Here is a 15,539-nt window from a genome sequence, read left to right as displayed (position 1 = left end):
TTAGCCTAATTAGTGTTATTCAGTATATTCATCGTAACGTCTAGTAGTTGTCCATTTGTAATTATTATTCAAAATTTTGATGGTGGTTTTTAAATAAACTTTATCAGCTTTATTAATATAATCTCGACTAATAACTTTAAATAACTGTAGTTTGTTGGATTTTACATGGTAATAGTTTGAAAGGTTTCCAGATCCGATTTTTTCAGAGGATACTATTTCCTTTTGAAGATAATTGAAATCTGGAACTGATTTACCTTGAGTGGTTAATTTAGAAAATTGCAAATTAGGTTCATAAGTGTTTTTATCTTTATTGTATAGATAGAAAGTATAAGACGGACTTCCGTAAATCCCTAATAAACCTGATATATATGCAAAATCACTATAACCATCAAAATTAAAATCACCGAATATAAATGTATATCTTTCATATTTAGAATATTTGTTAGTACGAGTATCTGAAGATAGCCTTTTGTTAATTTCTTGTAAAGAAGGGGTAGCTGTACTAATATTTATCATCTGATGCCAATTAGGATCAAAATTATCTTTTATTGTAACTGAAACAGGTGTGAAACAATAATCCCAAGTGTTTTTGGAACAAGTTGTAGCTTGGACTTCAAAAAACTTTACGTTGCCTGAGTTATTTAAAACATAGTTATTGAAAGTTGTATTTAATTGAGCATGGGCTTTATACATTGGGAGCATAAGTGTAAGAAACACTAAACTTGCAATTATCTTAGGCATGGTAATTTCGATATTAATATTTTTGTAGCTACTAAAAGTGTGCATGTTCTTTTCCTAAATAGTTAATTATTAGAGATTAGCAACCACAGTCACCGTGATCATGATCATATTCGCTATCTAAAGGTATTAATTCAAAATTATCATTTTCTCTGATAAAAATACTATCCAATATCAACTCAACCTTCTCAACTTTATCACCGAACACTCTTAATGTCTGACCATCTTTATTAAGTTTTCCTTCAAAATCTGTTCCTTTAGAGTGATTGATGAGCTTATAGCTTACACCCTGATCTATTAAATCTTGCGGTAGCAATTTCTTGAGATCAAACGCTTTACTAAACAACCCTGAAGTTGGCAAAGCAATCATTGGCGCATTTATTTTAGCCCCCGCAACCATCTCCTTCTTCACCGCTTTAATCTTAACCGTGCCTGGACACACCAGCTTAATACCACTGTCATCGATCGTAATAGAAGCCCCAGCTGACGTTTGCAGCTTAATACGCTTAGGACTCGACACATTGACCTGTCCCGACTCACTACCGATTGTCATACTTTGCTGACTGTGCAGCTGCAACTCACCGCCCTGTGCCTGTATCGCCACAGGTTTGGTATTGGCACTGATATGTAATCCTGACTGAGCCGCTTGACCGCCAACCCCTGAGAGTGAGTCAATCGTATTTGCCGTCAGCGCATAATTGCCTGCGACCATATCTGATTGCGTGCTGCCTGATTGCCTGACGATGGTTTTCGCCGTCCACAGCGTATTGCTACTTGATGCGAGGATACTATCTTTGCTTACTAGCAGTACATCTGCTGCGCCAAGCACTTCGGTGTTTAGCGTCTCATCAATGATTTGTGCTGTACTCTTAAAGCCTTCTATTGACGCTCGGGCATTAGTAAGCGCCTTGGTCGATTGCAGATGTGCATGTTTGGCCTCCGCTAACGTCTCACTCAGCTCAGCGCCCAACTTAAGCTGCTGCTGTCCTGCATCATTGACCCACGCAGACTCATGCTCGGTTTGCGTGTGTCTGATATCAAAGGTAGAGAGTAGAACGCCCGTATCACCAGTGATTTGTAGCCCATGATCGGTGGCAACATTGATGCCTTGACCACTATCACTTGATTGATGATTGCTAAAGCGATGGCGTAGCGTGCCCAATGCGACGATATGCTCATCAGGGGCAAAGGTAGCGCTAGAAGTGATGGTTGGTGTCTCGGCATTGGCGCGTGTGCCAGTATTTGCCGTCCACTGTAGACCGACCTTGTTAGGCGTATCATCAAAACTCATCGCCACTTCAGACTCAGCCGTCAGCCCGTATTGAGCAATACCAGAGATCCAGCCGCTATGAGTATCATCGTCACTGATTTGCGAGTGACCAAGCCCACCGCCATGCCATCTAGGGGAAGCACCGCCTTTGAGGTTATGTCGATTAGATAAACCTGCATCCTGAGTGGTGATGTCTTTCTCGTCCACATCACCCATACCGATACCGTCAAAGAGCGCACGGCTGATCACGGGACTGTCAATATCACCATACCAGTGGTTAAGGAGTACGGACTGTCCGATACGCGGGGCGAACTGCCAACCATGAGTGCTACCTGATGACAACTGCAATGAGCGTAATGGCGGGGTAGTGCCATCATCATGAGGACTCAGTCCTGACCAGACAGGTGTAGTAATGGTTTGTTGTAGATTGTCGTTAGTGATACTAGAGGCATAACTAGGAGAAGGCGAGCTACTCGTATCTCCCGTACGCGCTTGCGTCAGGCCGTGATAAGTACTACTGGCAAAAGACAAGCTGCTTGGATAAGGACGATAGGGGATGGTAGCTTCAAGTAGCGTAGCTGATACCCAAACCCCAGTATCACGAGCGATATTAAAGCCATGATCGGGCATTGATAATAGGTTCGAGCTTGTGGTACGGCGTTGTATGAGATGTACAGTTTGCTGTAACCACTGTTTGATAAAGGCCTGATGGTGATAAGACACGCTATCGTTGTCAGGTTCAATGCCGATCAATATCACTGCGGTACAATGCGTCGATAAGCTGCCAATGGAGGGTAGGTTGTTGATACTCACTGGACTACCGACACTTAGACCACGCATGGCGCCAGTCGCTTGATACGTCTCACGCTGACAGCGATTGGCCGCGATCCACTGTTCAGCAATCGCAGTCGCCGCATCATCGCTGTGCACACGTGATGGTGCACCGATTAATACAGTTGCATCCTCTATCGCAAGCGGTGATTCATCGACGGCTTGACCTTCATAAATGGTATCAGCCGCAAGGCCATCTGCTCGTACCATAACCAGATGACTGCCTAGCTGCTGCGTAGTCATTTGCAGTGCATTGACGCTGTCTTGACCTGACTGTATGGAAGATTGGGCGTAGCTATAGGTCAATGGTAATTGTTCATTCTCATCGAAACCACTGACCAACCACCACGTCCCCAAGTCATCAACTGACTTTCCTGATACCCACATGGTAGACACGCCGATATCCGCTAGCAGACCAGTGACAAACTTATAGTCACTGACATCCGACTGCGTGCGTATAGGTAAGGGTAGAGATAAGCGCTCTGAGTAGGCACTGTCTGATGACAAAAGAGACTCAGAAATTTGCCACTTTATATCATAGTCACCGAGAATAGCGGTCAGGATATCGAGGGTGGATTGATTGATAAAACTGCGAGTATGTATCGACTGCGTCAATTGCCAATCAGGGCTCACGACCTCTAACGCATAAAAATGCATCGCACCATCAGACTGCTGATAACTGATACCTCGTATGAGGCCAGTACGGCAAGTAGGTGTGCGATTAGAGGACAGCGTGGTCAAGCATATAGGCGTACCGACCAACGATAAACAAGCGTCCGAGTCCAAAAAATCGTAACTGAACACTAGTATGTCAATGATATCGGTTTTATTGACACCGCTAGCCCCAAAAAATGCAATAGGATAGAAAGCATTGGTTGTGAAGCTGTCGGCATGAACGGTAATTGTATGTAGGCGACTGGTATTAGAAGGCATGAGAGGGGTACCGTTACTACTGGCTTTATACCAAGGAAATGGCCCGAATTGGATTGTTGCTGAATTATTTGTCAATAAAAGTATAGAGTTTATTGAAATATTGTCAAGTGTATGTATAATCAATCTCACCTAATTCTTCTACTTGATAGACTTTAGTTAGATTTTTACGTCAATATACTTCCTTTTATACTTAAGTGATGATACCGCACCTATGAATCATATTTATCGTACCAACCTAAAAACGATGGGTTTGCTATCTATAGTACTGAGCGCTTCGATGGTAATAACTGGTTGTAACACGACTGCTAAAGAAGAAAAAAGTGCCACTGTCAAGGCATTGAGTCAGCCATCACTTGTGTATTTAGCAGATGCCAATCCAAGTGATTTTGAAGCATGGATGACTGTCGCTAAAATCAATTATGACTCAAAAAATTATGCGCGGGCATTAAGAGCGGCTAATGAAGCCCTTAAGTTTGATAGGCAAGCAGTTGAGGCGCGTCAAATAGCCATGCTCTCATCTATCAAATTAACAGAGAATAATATCAGTGCTTATCACAACGATTCATTAATGGATAGTAGTGACAAAGCCATGCTTAAAAACAAGCTAACCAATATCACAACCTTGATACAAACCTCTAATTAGAGCTTCTAATTAAAGCCTCTGGTTTGATTAAAAAGCTTTAGAGCAAAGACACTCAAAGTAAAAAAGTATCCATCTAGTACTTACGCACTTAATACTAATAACGACGAGCACCGACTTACGATGACCAGTATCCAACGCAGTATTAACGTCAGCTTTAAGCTACCGAAAGCACTCTTGGCGGGTTTGTTTATCATGGGTTCAGCGATGAGTGCTGCACACAGTGAGCTTGTGATTCAAGAAAAAGATCCAGGCTCCAGTATTGTCAATCAATTCGCCACGCTTAAAAATGCAGATGCCAAATCACCGCAGCTGCATCAATTAATTGCAAATTTAAACCAAAGGCTGGCTGTTAATCCCAATGACTCTTTGGCATGGGAAGTCTTGGCGCAGATTTACTATAACAATGGCTATCATGACTATGCGGTCTATGCTGCTAGTGAAGCAATTGATCAAGGTAAGAGCACGGCTGAGCTCAAAAATATTTTGTTGAATAGCAGTGCCATTATTGCTCAAAAACAATTGCAGTCTGGTTACTTAAATAATGTCGATGCGGCGTTTAAAAAAGAATATCAGCACGCCTTGAGTAAGATAACTGGTGATATTTACGGATTTAATTACGATGAGTCTTTGCCAAAACCACCGAAAGTTGTAAGACGTAGCGTTCCTAAAAAAACAAGTAGCACAAAGAAAACAGCTGCTCCTATTAAGAAAAAAACAGTAGTGAAACCAAAAAGAACTTACGTTAAACCAGTTATTCAAAAGCCTACCCCTACTAGAAGCAATACTCCTGTATCTACTGATCCATTTGATATATTGCGTTGAAACCAGAAACTGCTGAGGTAATTAATTATGGCAAAGCAAGACAGTGTGCAAAAGAAACTCGCAAAAGTACGTGCTCCTCGTGTACATCTTACCTATGACGTCGAAGTTGGTGATGCGATCGAAACGAAAGAAATCCCTTTCGTGGTCGGTGTGCTAGGAGAGTTCTCAGGAGATTCTAAACTTGAGCAACCTCGCTTTAAAGACAAAAAGTTCGTCGAAGTGGACTTGGATACCTTTGATGAGGTGATGTCAGGTCTAGCACCTCGTGCGACGTTCCGTGTCAGTAATGATTTGAGTGATAAAGGCGGCGAGTTTGCCGTTGACTTGGCATTCAATAGTATCGATGATTTTCGCCCCGAAGCTGTCGCTGACCAGATTGAACCGTTAAAGCAATTGGTACAAGCACGAGATCGCTTAGCAGATCTACGCAATAAAATATCAGCCAACGAAAAACTCGAAGATTTATTGGATGATGTGCTCAAAAATACTGAGCAAGTCAAAAAAATGGCTGAACAAAACCAAATTGACGGTGAGGATTAAACGATGAGTGCCCAAGCCCAGCAGAATATAGCAACGGATTCCGTAAATAGTGAAAGCTACGACTTGCTTGAAGAAATCGTCAATAAAAGTAACGTTGCCAAATCCGATGATGAAAAAAATCGTGCGAAGTCACAAATCGCCGAGCTTGCCAACGAAGTCATGCAAGGTACTGTGACGTTATCAGATAACTTGGCTGCCTCGATTGATGCTCGTATTGCACAAATTGATGCGCTGATATCTAAGCAGTTGACGACCGTCATGCATGCGCCTGAGTTTCAAAAGCTAGAGTCTAGCTGGCGCGGTTTGCACTATCTATGTAGTCAAACGCCCTCAGAGTCTATGCTGAAAATCCGCATGATGAATACCACCAAGCGTGAGCTCACCAAAGACTTTCAGTCTTCAATCGATTTTGACCAAAGCACATTGTTCAAAAAGATCTACGAAGAAGAGTTTGGTAGCTTCGGTGGCGAACCTTATGCTGCCATCGTTGGTGATTTTGAGTTTACTCGTCAAAATTCAGACATGTATCTACTCGAGCAACTGTCTCATGTCGCTGCTGCGGCTCATGCGCCTTTCGTATCAGCAGCATCTGCTGAGATGTTTGGTCTGGATTCGTTCACCGATATCGGTCGTCCTCGTGATCTATCGAAGATATTTGAAACTGCTGAATATATACGCTGGCGCGCGTTTAGACAGTCAGAGGATGCTCGTTACGTCGCACTGACTGCGCCTAGATTCTTAGGGCGCCTGCCTTATGATCCTAAAGATGGCACGGTGGTCGAAGGGTTTAACTTTACCGAAGACGTTTCAGGTAGCGACCATAGTGATTATCTATGGGTGAACGCAGCTTATGCATTTGCCTCACGCTTGACGGCTGCCTTTTCTGATTACCGTTGGTGTGCTGCTATTCGTGGTGTAGAGGGCGGTGGTTTGGTTGAAGGTTTACCTGTCCATACCTTTAAGACAGATGAAGGGGATTTGGCACTCAAGTGTCCAACTGAGATATCTATTACAGATCGCCGTGAGAAAGAGCTCAGCGATTTAGGTTTCATTCCATTAGTCCATTGCAAAAATACCAATTACGCTGCTTTTTTTGGGGCGCAATCAGTACAAAAAGCCAAAACTTATCAAAACGATGATGCCAATGCCAATGCTGCGCTATCGACGCAGATTCAATACATTATGGCTGTGTCACGTATTGCCCATTATCTAAAAGCGATGATGCGCGATAAGGTTGGTAGTTTCTTAGCACCTGGTAATGTTGAGACGTTTTTGAACGACTGGATTTCACGTTATGTCTTGTTAGATGACGGAGCCTCACAGGAAGCAAAAGCCCAGTACCCACTGCGCGAAGCTTCTGTACAAGTTGTAGAAGTACCGGGTAAGCCTGGTGTCTACAAGTCAGTGGTCTTTTTGAGACCACACTTTCAACTTGACGAATTGTCTGTTTCTTTGCGTCTTGTTACTCAACTGCCGCAGTCTAGCAACAGCTAATCGTTTATTAAAAACTAACGTTAAATTTAATTTTTCAAAACAAGGTATGTGACATGAAAGATATTTATATTCAGTTCCGTGGTAAATATAAAATTGATGGCGAGTCTCGTGATAGCGAGCATAAAGGTTGGCTTGAAGTAAACACTTGGGATCACTTGATCCGTCAGCCAAAATCAGCGACAGCAAGTAGCGTTGGTGGTCACACTTCTGAGCGTTGTGAGCATGCTGACATGACGTTTATGAAAGATTTGGATTCGACCAGTCCTAAGCTATGGGAAGCCTGTTCTGCCGGTTACACGTTCGATGAAATTCAAATTGATTTTTATCGTGCCAACGGTGACAAGCGCGTTAAATATCTTGAAGTGAAGCTTAAGCATGCGCTTATCGCAAGTGTTGAGCCAACCGTACGTTCAGAAGGCGTACCAATCGAAAAAGTCGGTATCAAGTATGCTGCTGTTGAGTGGACTTACACCCAGCAAGATATCGATGGTACTGCTAAAGGCGCTGTGACTAAGAAATGGTCACTAGCCAATAACACTGCTACTTATACTGCCTAAGTCAGGCTGTATCAGGTGTTGTCTATCTTATCGTACCGAAAAAGAAAGGTTTATATCTAGGCCTTTCTTTTTTACTTTTCTAAATAGGAATGATCGTATCGATGAACTACGCTACTAATGCCTCTAACAAAGAACTTGGGTTTCGCCCAAATTTGTTCGAACAGTTATTTGATGATCAGCCTCGTCATTTGGCGCATGAGCTCGTGGTGCGTCGCCTTAATATTGATGAGTTAAAGTCTTCTGTCGCGCGAGATCTTGAGGCTTTATTGAATACGCGCTGTGTGGTTTCTAGCAAGCTGCAAGAGTATCAGCACGTGCGCTCATCAATATTGAATTTTGGCATATTGGATTTTGTAGGACTCAGTAGTGCTAACCCTGCTGACTGCGATTATATCTGTCGACAAATCGCAACAACCGTTGAACAGCAAGATACCCGGCTAAAAAATGTTCGAGTATCGCTAGATATTGGCGCGGTTGATGTCAATCAGCTGTGTTTTTCGATTGAAGCGTTACTGAAAGTGTATCCAGCACAAGAGCTTGTTAGCTTCGATGCGTTCTTTGAGCCAAGCTCTCAACGTTACTTAATAAAATAACCCATATCAATGCTTAACCGACAGAGTTGGCAGCGATAACCGTATTGAGGCATCATGGACAGTCTACTTCCTTATTTTGAGCATGAGCTTAGCCTGTTTAATAAACAGTCAAAAGAGTTTGCCAAAAAGTACCCAAAAATAGCCAATCGGTTATTGATGGGGCACGATACCGTAGATGATCCACATATTGAACGGTTGATACAGGCTTTTTCTCTCATTAGCGCACGTATCAATAAAAAACTAGATGACTCGTATTCTGACTTTACAGAATCGTTATTAGAAGTTGTTTATCCTGATTATCTCAAACCCTTTCCATCCGTCTCTATCGCACAGTTCAATCTAGGCGTGCAGGGCAACGCAATGAGTGAAGCGGTCTTGGCACCGAAACAGAGCACATTTGCCACCCAAAAGATAAATGGGACGCCTTGCCAGTTTCAGTCAACCCAAGACGTGACGTTGTTACCGATAGAGATAGATAGCGTCAGCTTTGAGACTCGCCAAGAAATCTATGACAATCAGCATGGTCTGCTAAATGGTTGTATCAGTATTAAGTTTAAGGCTCTGAACCCAAGCTTTGACTATCAGGCGTTATTAAGTCATTCGTTAGATTTGTATATAGACGAAGATGCCAGTCAGGGCACCAGTCTCTGGGATTTATTATGGTGTGATGTCAAGCAAACGCACCTTCATGGTAGGCAGGTTAACAAGATAACGGGTAGTCCGTTTGAGATTATAGGTTTTGACCCTGAACAGCAAGTGCTCCCCAGTCACCGTGTGAGTAATGCCGCCTCTGCTTTATTAAAAGAGTATTTTTATTTCCCTGAAAAATTCAACTTTTTACGCCTAAATCTTGGCCGTGCTTGTCCAAATTTAAAAATCGATAGCACTGGCTTTGAGATTCGCTGTTATTTTAAGTTTGATAAAAAAAACACCATTCGCCTAAAAAACTTGCAGCAGCTAAGCGCTAGCAGTATCAAGTTGTTTTGCACGCCTGTTGTCAATCTATTCAAAGCTGCTGCCAAGCCTATCCAAGTGACCCATCGTTCTGTCTATTATGATTTGGTGCCAGATACGCGCGCACTTTTTCAGCATGAAATCTATGAGGTCAATAAAGTCATAGAGTCTAAGCAAAGCGACAATCGTCTGATACAACGCGAATACCATCCGTTTTATGCGCTCAATCACTATGAGCAGCAAGATGAAGGCCGTTATTATCATATTAAACGTGATAAAGACATGGCTGAGTTTAAGCAAGGTTTTGAATACCAGATTATGTTTGTAGAAAAAAACCGTGAAGACTTGTCAGGCGCGGTGAGCATGAGTGCTTCTTTGTTATGTACCAATAGAGACTTGCCCGCCCAAGTAATATTTGGTCAAAGCCGTGGCGATCTGTTTAGTGAAGGTATGACAGGATTTAGCAGTTTGTCACTATTAAAGCAGCCAACCAGAACGGCACGATTTGAATACACAGGTGAAGAGCGTTGGCGATTGATATCGCTGATTAGTCTAAATTTTTTATCATTGGCAGCCCAAGATGCGGAGCTGATGAAAGAGTATCTGTCGCTTTATGATATTACCCAATCAGCATCTAATAAGCTGCTAGTTGAAGGCATCGTTTCTGTCGAAACCAGTATTGCGGCTAGGCGTATTCAGCGCTTACCGCAACCTGGGTTTGTGCGTGGTACGGTCATTGATATTCAAATTAACCAAAAGAATTTTGCTGGAGTGAGTATCCGCCAGTTTGCCCATTTATTGGCTCATGTCTTTGGCTATCACGCTAGCTTGAATAGCTTCGTTGAGGTTGCCATTAGTGATGCCGTTACGAAAGAGGAGATATACAGATGTCAGCCACGCAGCGGTCTCAGTCCTCTTATCTAACGGATTTACTGGCGGCGCCGCAATCTTATGAGCTCTTGCAAGCGCTGCGCTTGGTTCAGCATGAAGTTAGCATGGGGCATGCGCCTATCGAAGTGCGTTACCGTGCCTCGTTGTCATTGGCATATCCGCAAGCTGAAATTGAGTCAATGGCGCTCATTGCCCAAGACAATATGGAAGGCAGTGACAATTTAGTAGAGGATGATCAAATAAAGGCCAGTTCGTTAATGGTCAGACAGATAGAGGTTTGCCCAGCAGTTATCGGACTTACGGGCCCATTATCGGCTTTGCCCGCTATGTATACCGACCATCTAGCATCGCGAGTCAATCATGCAAAAGACAAAGCGGCACCGGCATTCTTAGATTTATTTAACCATCGTTTAACTGATTTATATGTCGAAGCGAGCTGGTTTTATAACTTGCCATTACAGTATGAGTTAAAGGATAAAAAAGACAGCTACCTGTTGAGCTTGCGGGCACTGGCACGTCAGCCCAAAAAGTTGACTGCCATCGACAGCTTGATTGCCTATGCTGGCATGATTGCCCCCGGACGTCTGACCGCTGATCAGTTAGCACATGTACTGTCGCACTTTTTGGATAGCACGGTGAGTGTGGAGCAGTTCGTACCAGAATGGTTTGACTTGCCAGCTAGTGAGCAGACCGCGCTTGGTGGACAACATGCAGCACTTGGCTTATCTGCATTTTGCGGTGCGCGCGTCGTACAGTTCGATAGCAAAATTAGAATCGTATTTCACCAGTTGGATGCCAAGCGTTATTTGAGACTATTGCCAGCCGGCGATATGTATCAAGTCATCATTGATTTTATTCGTAGATGGTGCGGTGTTTGCTTGGCAGTCGAGATGCAACTGGAGTTAGACAAGCAATATATTACCCCTTTGTCGTTGTCTGAAAGTGGTTTTGGCGGCTTGGGGCAAGGTGGTTTCTTGGTATCGCAGCCCGCCACTCATCATTATGATGACACTCGCTACGCGTTGCCTATTCAGTAAATGTTTTATGGTTAATAGATAGATAAGTTGCTTGCTCATTTAGATGACTATCGAGTGAATTGAAGACACGCCCTAAGAGCCATACACCAGTTTTATAAAAATAATGTTAAGTCTAATCAGAATGCCAAAGGAAAAGGTTTATGAGCCAGTTAAAAGCTGTAATTACCCGCTTGAGTCCGAGTTGCCGACAGTGTTTGCAGCAGGCAGCTAGGCTTTGTATCAATAATGGTCATCGCGAAGTTGATACTGTTCATTTGCTACATGAATTGATAGCGACGCCGCACAATGATGTGGCTCAAATACTGAAATTCAATAAGATTAATCAGCAGTCATTATTAGCAGACATCACAGACTTGCTACATACTTTTGGTCAGGCAACAGGCTCAACGCCTGTGTTTAGCCAAGGGTTGATGGCGTTGTTAGAAGATGCGTGGGAGCTAGCGAGTAGCCAGCATAATCAAAGCGCTGATAATAACAGTCCACTAGAAATCTGCTCTGGGCACATATTACTGGTGTTATTGGCGTATGAGCGTTATCAGTCATTATTAAAAACTCTCCCTGAGCAGCTGCAGTATATTGATCGTTTTACGCTAAAAGATGATTATGAGCGTCAGTGTCTCGGCAGCACCGAGGGTAGTAGCTCGACCAATCATAAAGGCATCAATAAAGATGCTGAGGGTAGTGTAGATGATAGTACGGACAGTCAGGCGTCTTTAGACGCTAAGCAAACTGAAGCTAAGCCAACCCCTGCGTTGGATAAATATACTTACGATTTGACCGCAAAGGCCAGTGCCGATCAAATAGATCCAGTGATAGGCCGTGAGTTTGAGATTCATCAGCTGATCGATATTTTGATTCGTCGTCGTCAAAACAATCCTATTTTGACAGGTGAGGCAGGGGTAGGTAAAACTGCTGTGGTGGAGGGCTTGGCGCAAAAGATAGTTGCTGGTCAAGTACCTGATCAGCTCAAAGACGTGACGATACGTAGTCTCGATATGGGGCTATTGCAAGCTGGAGCGAGTGTCAAAGGTGAATTTGAGAATCGTCTAAAGCAAGTCATCGAAGAAGTACAAGCCTCGGTACAGCCGATTATCTTGTTCATCGATGAAGCGCATACCTTGATTGGCGCTGGCGGGCAAGCAGGTCAAAATGATGCGGCGAATTTGCTTAAGCCTGCGCTGGCTCGTGGTGAGCTGAGAACCATTGCTGCGACGACGTGGTCAGAGTATAAGAAATACTTTGAAAAAGACGCTGCATTGTCACGTCGCTTTCAGGTAGTTAAAGTTGATGAGCCTGATATTGATACGGCAGTGGCGATGATTCGTGGTTTGAGTGCCAAGATGCAGGCGCACTTTGGCATATTGATAGATGATGATGCACTGCAAGCAGCCGTTGAGCTATCAGCACGCTATATCAGCGATAGACAGCTGCCTGATAAAGCGGTCAGCGTATTAGATACGGCGGCCGCACGGGTGAGCTTATCGAAGACAGCCATGCCCAATCAGCTGGATAGATTACAAGCCAAAGGTGTGCAATTAGAGCAGCATATCAATAATCTCAGTCAACAGCTTGAGCGTATCGGCGGTGTGGACGAAAAAGAAAAAGTCAGCCAAAAAATTGCCGTGCTTGATGAACAGCGTCAAACCAATCAGCAAAGTATCGCTGACATGACCAGTCGCTGGTATGAGCAACGTCAGCTTAATGATCAGCTTGATGCACTCAATCAGCAGTTGAATGGTAAGGCTGATGGTGCTGATACGCTCAGTGCAAAAGAGCGCTTAGACAAACAATCTGAATACCAAAGCATTGAGCAGTCGCTAAAACAAATACAAGAGACACATCGTCTCATTCATCCTGTATTAGACAGACAAGTTATTAAGCAAGTTATCTCAGATTGGACTGGTATTCCACTCAACGATATGGCGGGGAATGAGAAAGACCATATCTTGAATTTGGCTGATACCTTACAGACGCGCGTCATTGGCCAAGACCATTCTGTGGCTGCTATCGTGAAGCGGATTCATACTGCAAAAGCACGGTTAGATGACCCCAATCGCCCGCAAGGGGTGTTTATGCTCGTCGGGCCAAGTGGTGTGGGCAAGACAGAAACCGCATTGGCGCTATCAGAGGTATTGTATGGTGGTGAGCGTAATCTTATTACCATCAATCTATCAGAGTATCAGGAAGCGCATAGTGTTGCCTCCTTAAAAGGCTCGCCTCCAGGTTATGTTGGCTATGGTGAGGGTGGCGTGTTAACGGAGGCTATCCGCCGTCGTCCCTATAGTGTGCTGTTGCTTGACGAAGTAGAAAAAGCCCATCCAGACGTGTTGGATTTGTTTTATCAGGTCTTTGACAAAGGGGTGATGGAAGACAGCGAAGGGCGCTTAATTGATTTCAAAAACACGCTTATTTTATTGACCAGTAACGTTGGTTCATCGCAGATTATGCAAGCGTGTATCAATACTGATCCAGCCGTTACTGATTTTAGTTTGCCCGACAGTGATAGCCTAAAGCAGGTGATCAATCCGCATTTATACAAAGCCTTCAAGCCTGCCTTTTTGGGTCGTCTAACGGTCATTCCTTACTATCCATTGACGGATGACGCGCTCGCAGAAATCATTCGCCTAAAACTGGACAAAATTACTGGCCGCATCCGTGACAATTATGATGTGCCTTGTGTCATTGATCCTGAAGTCATTGAGCTCATTTTATCGCGCTGTCATGAGGTCGACTCTGGTGCACGTAATGCCGATGCCATCATCAGTCATACCTTGCTACCGCAGCTGGCAGGTCAGCTACTGGCTCACGATGACAGTCAGAGTGTGCTAAAGAAAATTACTGTATTCGTCGATGATGAAGATAATTTTGCGTATCGTCTTGATACTGATGCGGTTGTGCCACTGAATCAAATGGCGCAATACAGTGAAGATGAGACTGAGGATAAGGTTAAAAAGTCGGCAAGCAAACCAGTTTCGGCCAAAAAGCCTGCTGCTAAAAAGCCAACAGTTAAAAAAACAGCACGCAAAAAACCTGCTAAAGAGGAATTACTATAATGAACACTAATAACTCTTTAGCCACCAATATGGATGCCCTTATCGCTCCTATTGATGGCAGTCATCATGGTGTCGGCGAAGACCTGACTTTTGATTTACGTATCGATGCCATCGTTGCTGCTCGTCAAGAGGACGATCCACTGCTGGCACAAGGCAACTGGGTCACTGAATTAAAAGTCGCTGATTGGGATTTTGTCAAAAACCAGTGTGCAGAGTTGCTGAGCCATACCAGTAAGGACATGAAGTTGGCGCTTTGGTACGTTGATGCCTTGAGTCATACGAATCATCTGGCAGGTATTAGTCATGGGCTAAGCGTATTGCAAGCATTCAATGACGAGTACTGGCTCACCATGTATCCGCCATTGGATGGTGAAGAAGACAGCATGGATATTAGGGCAGGGCTACTGTCATGGTTTGTAAAAGCGCTCACTGATGACCTAAAACAGCTATCGCTCTCTGATACAAAAACAGAAAAATATAATTATAACTATTATCTAACCGCTCGTGACCATGACAAGCAGCGTCAGCAGAATCCTGATAGCGAATCGTCCAGCCAATTGACGCTTAGTGATTATAACCAAGCCATCAAAAGCAGTAGCGAATCATGGCAACGCGCATTGATGACGACTCTGAGTACCGTTACCGAGCAGTGGCAGGCATTGTCTGACCAGCTTAATGACCTCATGGGTATCGATGCGCCTGTCTTCGCGCCAGTGACAGAGCTGCTGGCTGGACTGAAGCAACACCTGCACTCATTGATACCAGAGCAGGCTGATATGGTAGACAGTAATAGTCAAGAAGGCATTGACGATATGGAAGAAGGTTTTTCTACTGAGAATGCAGTGCTAAATGATGGACAAGCAATTGGTGCAAAAACAAGCGCATCAACCAGCTTTAATCCAAACAATCGCGATCATCAAAGCAATCGCCGGCAAGCGCTTAAATTATTGGGTCAAATCCAAGATTACTTTGCGACCAATGAGCCGCACAGTCCAGTGACATTTTTACTCGGTCGAGCGATCAATTGGGCTGATATGCCGCTAGATCAATGGCTCACACATATCATCAAAAATGAAGACCAGCTTGCTAATCTTTCAGACATGATTGGTATTCAGCCAAAACGTGAATCATCTGATGACAGTTATAGCTAAGAAGACAGTTATAACTAAATAGTCAATTTGGC

General features: G+C 43.7%; 12 protein-coding genes. 10 read left to right on the top strand and 2 right to left on the bottom strand.

Annotation, left to right across the window (positions count from 1 at the left end; translation table 11 throughout):
- Positions 1-15: 15 nt before the first annotated feature.
- Positions 16-786 carry an XAC2610-related protein gene (locus I6E84_RS04470; protein WP_197216417.1) on the bottom strand — a complete coding sequence of 257 codons (771 nt, stop codon included), beginning with the start codon at positions 784-786 and terminating at the stop codon, positions 16-18.
- Positions 787-817: 31 nt separating this feature from the next.
- Positions 818-3,772 (bottom strand): contractile injection system protein, VgrG/Pvc8 family, encoded by a 2,955-nt coding sequence (locus I6E84_RS04465; protein ID WP_197216416.1) that lies wholly within the window; start codon positions 3,770-3,772, stop codon positions 818-820.
- A gap of 211 nt (positions 3,773-3,983) precedes the next feature.
- Here I6E84_RS04465 and I6E84_RS04460 point away from each other — a divergent pair, with 211 nt between their 5' ends.
- The 10 genes from I6E84_RS04460 (at position 3,984) to tssA (ending at position 15,507) form a co-directional block, all read left to right on the top strand.
- On the top strand, positions 3,984-4,415 hold the full coding sequence (locus tag I6E84_RS04460; protein WP_197216415.1) for a hypothetical protein: 432 nt from the start codon (positions 3,984-3,986) through the stop codon (positions 4,413-4,415).
- Between the two features lie 120 nt (positions 4,416-4,535).
- Positions 4,536-5,237: a tetratricopeptide repeat protein gene (locus tag I6E84_RS04455; RefSeq protein WP_197216413.1), complete on the top strand. Its 702-nt coding sequence runs from the start codon at positions 4,536-4,538 to the stop codon at positions 5,235-5,237.
- Positions 5,238-5,264: 27 nt separating this feature from the next.
- Entirely contained in the window at positions 5,265-5,777 is a 513-nt protein-coding gene (gene tssB / locus I6E84_RS04450; RefSeq protein ID WP_110922487.1) for a type VI secretion system contractile sheath small subunit, read from the top strand.
- 3 nt (positions 5,778-5,780) lie between these two features.
- Positions 5,781-7,271: a type VI secretion system contractile sheath large subunit gene (tssC, locus tag I6E84_RS04445; RefSeq protein WP_110922488.1), complete on the top strand. Its 1,491-nt coding sequence runs from the start codon at positions 5,781-5,783 to the stop codon at positions 7,269-7,271.
- 53 nt (positions 7,272-7,324) lie between these two features.
- The gene (locus I6E84_RS04440) at positions 7,325-7,828 is read left to right on the top strand and encodes an Hcp family type VI secretion system effector (protein ID WP_025651832.1); all 504 of its coding nucleotides are present in this window, start codon (positions 7,325-7,327) and stop codon (positions 7,826-7,828) included.
- A 101-nt stretch (positions 7,829-7,929) separates the two neighbouring features.
- Positions 7,930-8,421: a type VI secretion system baseplate subunit TssE gene (gene tssE / locus I6E84_RS04435; RefSeq protein WP_197100910.1), complete on the top strand. Its 492-nt coding sequence runs from the start codon at positions 7,930-7,932 to the stop codon at positions 8,419-8,421.
- A 54-nt stretch (positions 8,422-8,475) separates the two neighbouring features.
- Positions 8,476-10,299 (top strand): type VI secretion system baseplate subunit TssF, encoded by a 1,824-nt coding sequence (tssF, locus tag I6E84_RS04430; RefSeq protein ID WP_197216411.1) that lies wholly within the window; start codon positions 8,476-8,478, stop codon positions 10,297-10,299.
- Positions 10,263-11,303 carry a type VI secretion system baseplate subunit TssG gene (tssG, locus tag I6E84_RS04425; protein WP_197216409.1) on the top strand — a complete coding sequence of 347 codons (1,041 nt, stop codon included), beginning with the start codon at positions 10,263-10,265 and terminating at the stop codon, positions 11,301-11,303. Before tssF ends, tssG begins: the two co-directional genes overlap by 37 nt.
- Positions 11,304-11,443: 140 nt before the next feature.
- A complete protein-coding gene (gene tssH, locus I6E84_RS04420) occupies positions 11,444-14,356 on the top strand; it encodes a type VI secretion system ATPase TssH (protein ID WP_197216407.1) in 2,913 nt (970 codons plus the stop codon).
- Positions 14,356-15,507 carry a type VI secretion system protein TssA gene (gene tssA, locus I6E84_RS04415; protein ID WP_197216405.1) on the top strand — a complete coding sequence of 384 codons (1,152 nt, stop codon included), beginning with the start codon at positions 14,356-14,358 and terminating at the stop codon, positions 15,505-15,507. The genes tssH and tssA overlap by 1 nt, the downstream gene beginning before the upstream one ends.
- The last annotated feature ends 32 nt before the right edge of the window (positions 15,508-15,539 follow it).

The sequence above is a fragment of the Psychrobacter sp. SCQQ22 genome (assembly GCF_015864605.1).
GTDB classification, from domain to species: domain Bacteria; phylum Pseudomonadota; class Gammaproteobacteria; order Pseudomonadales; family Moraxellaceae; genus Psychrobacter; species Psychrobacter fozii.
This window is presented reverse-complemented; position numbering and strand designations above follow the sequence as displayed.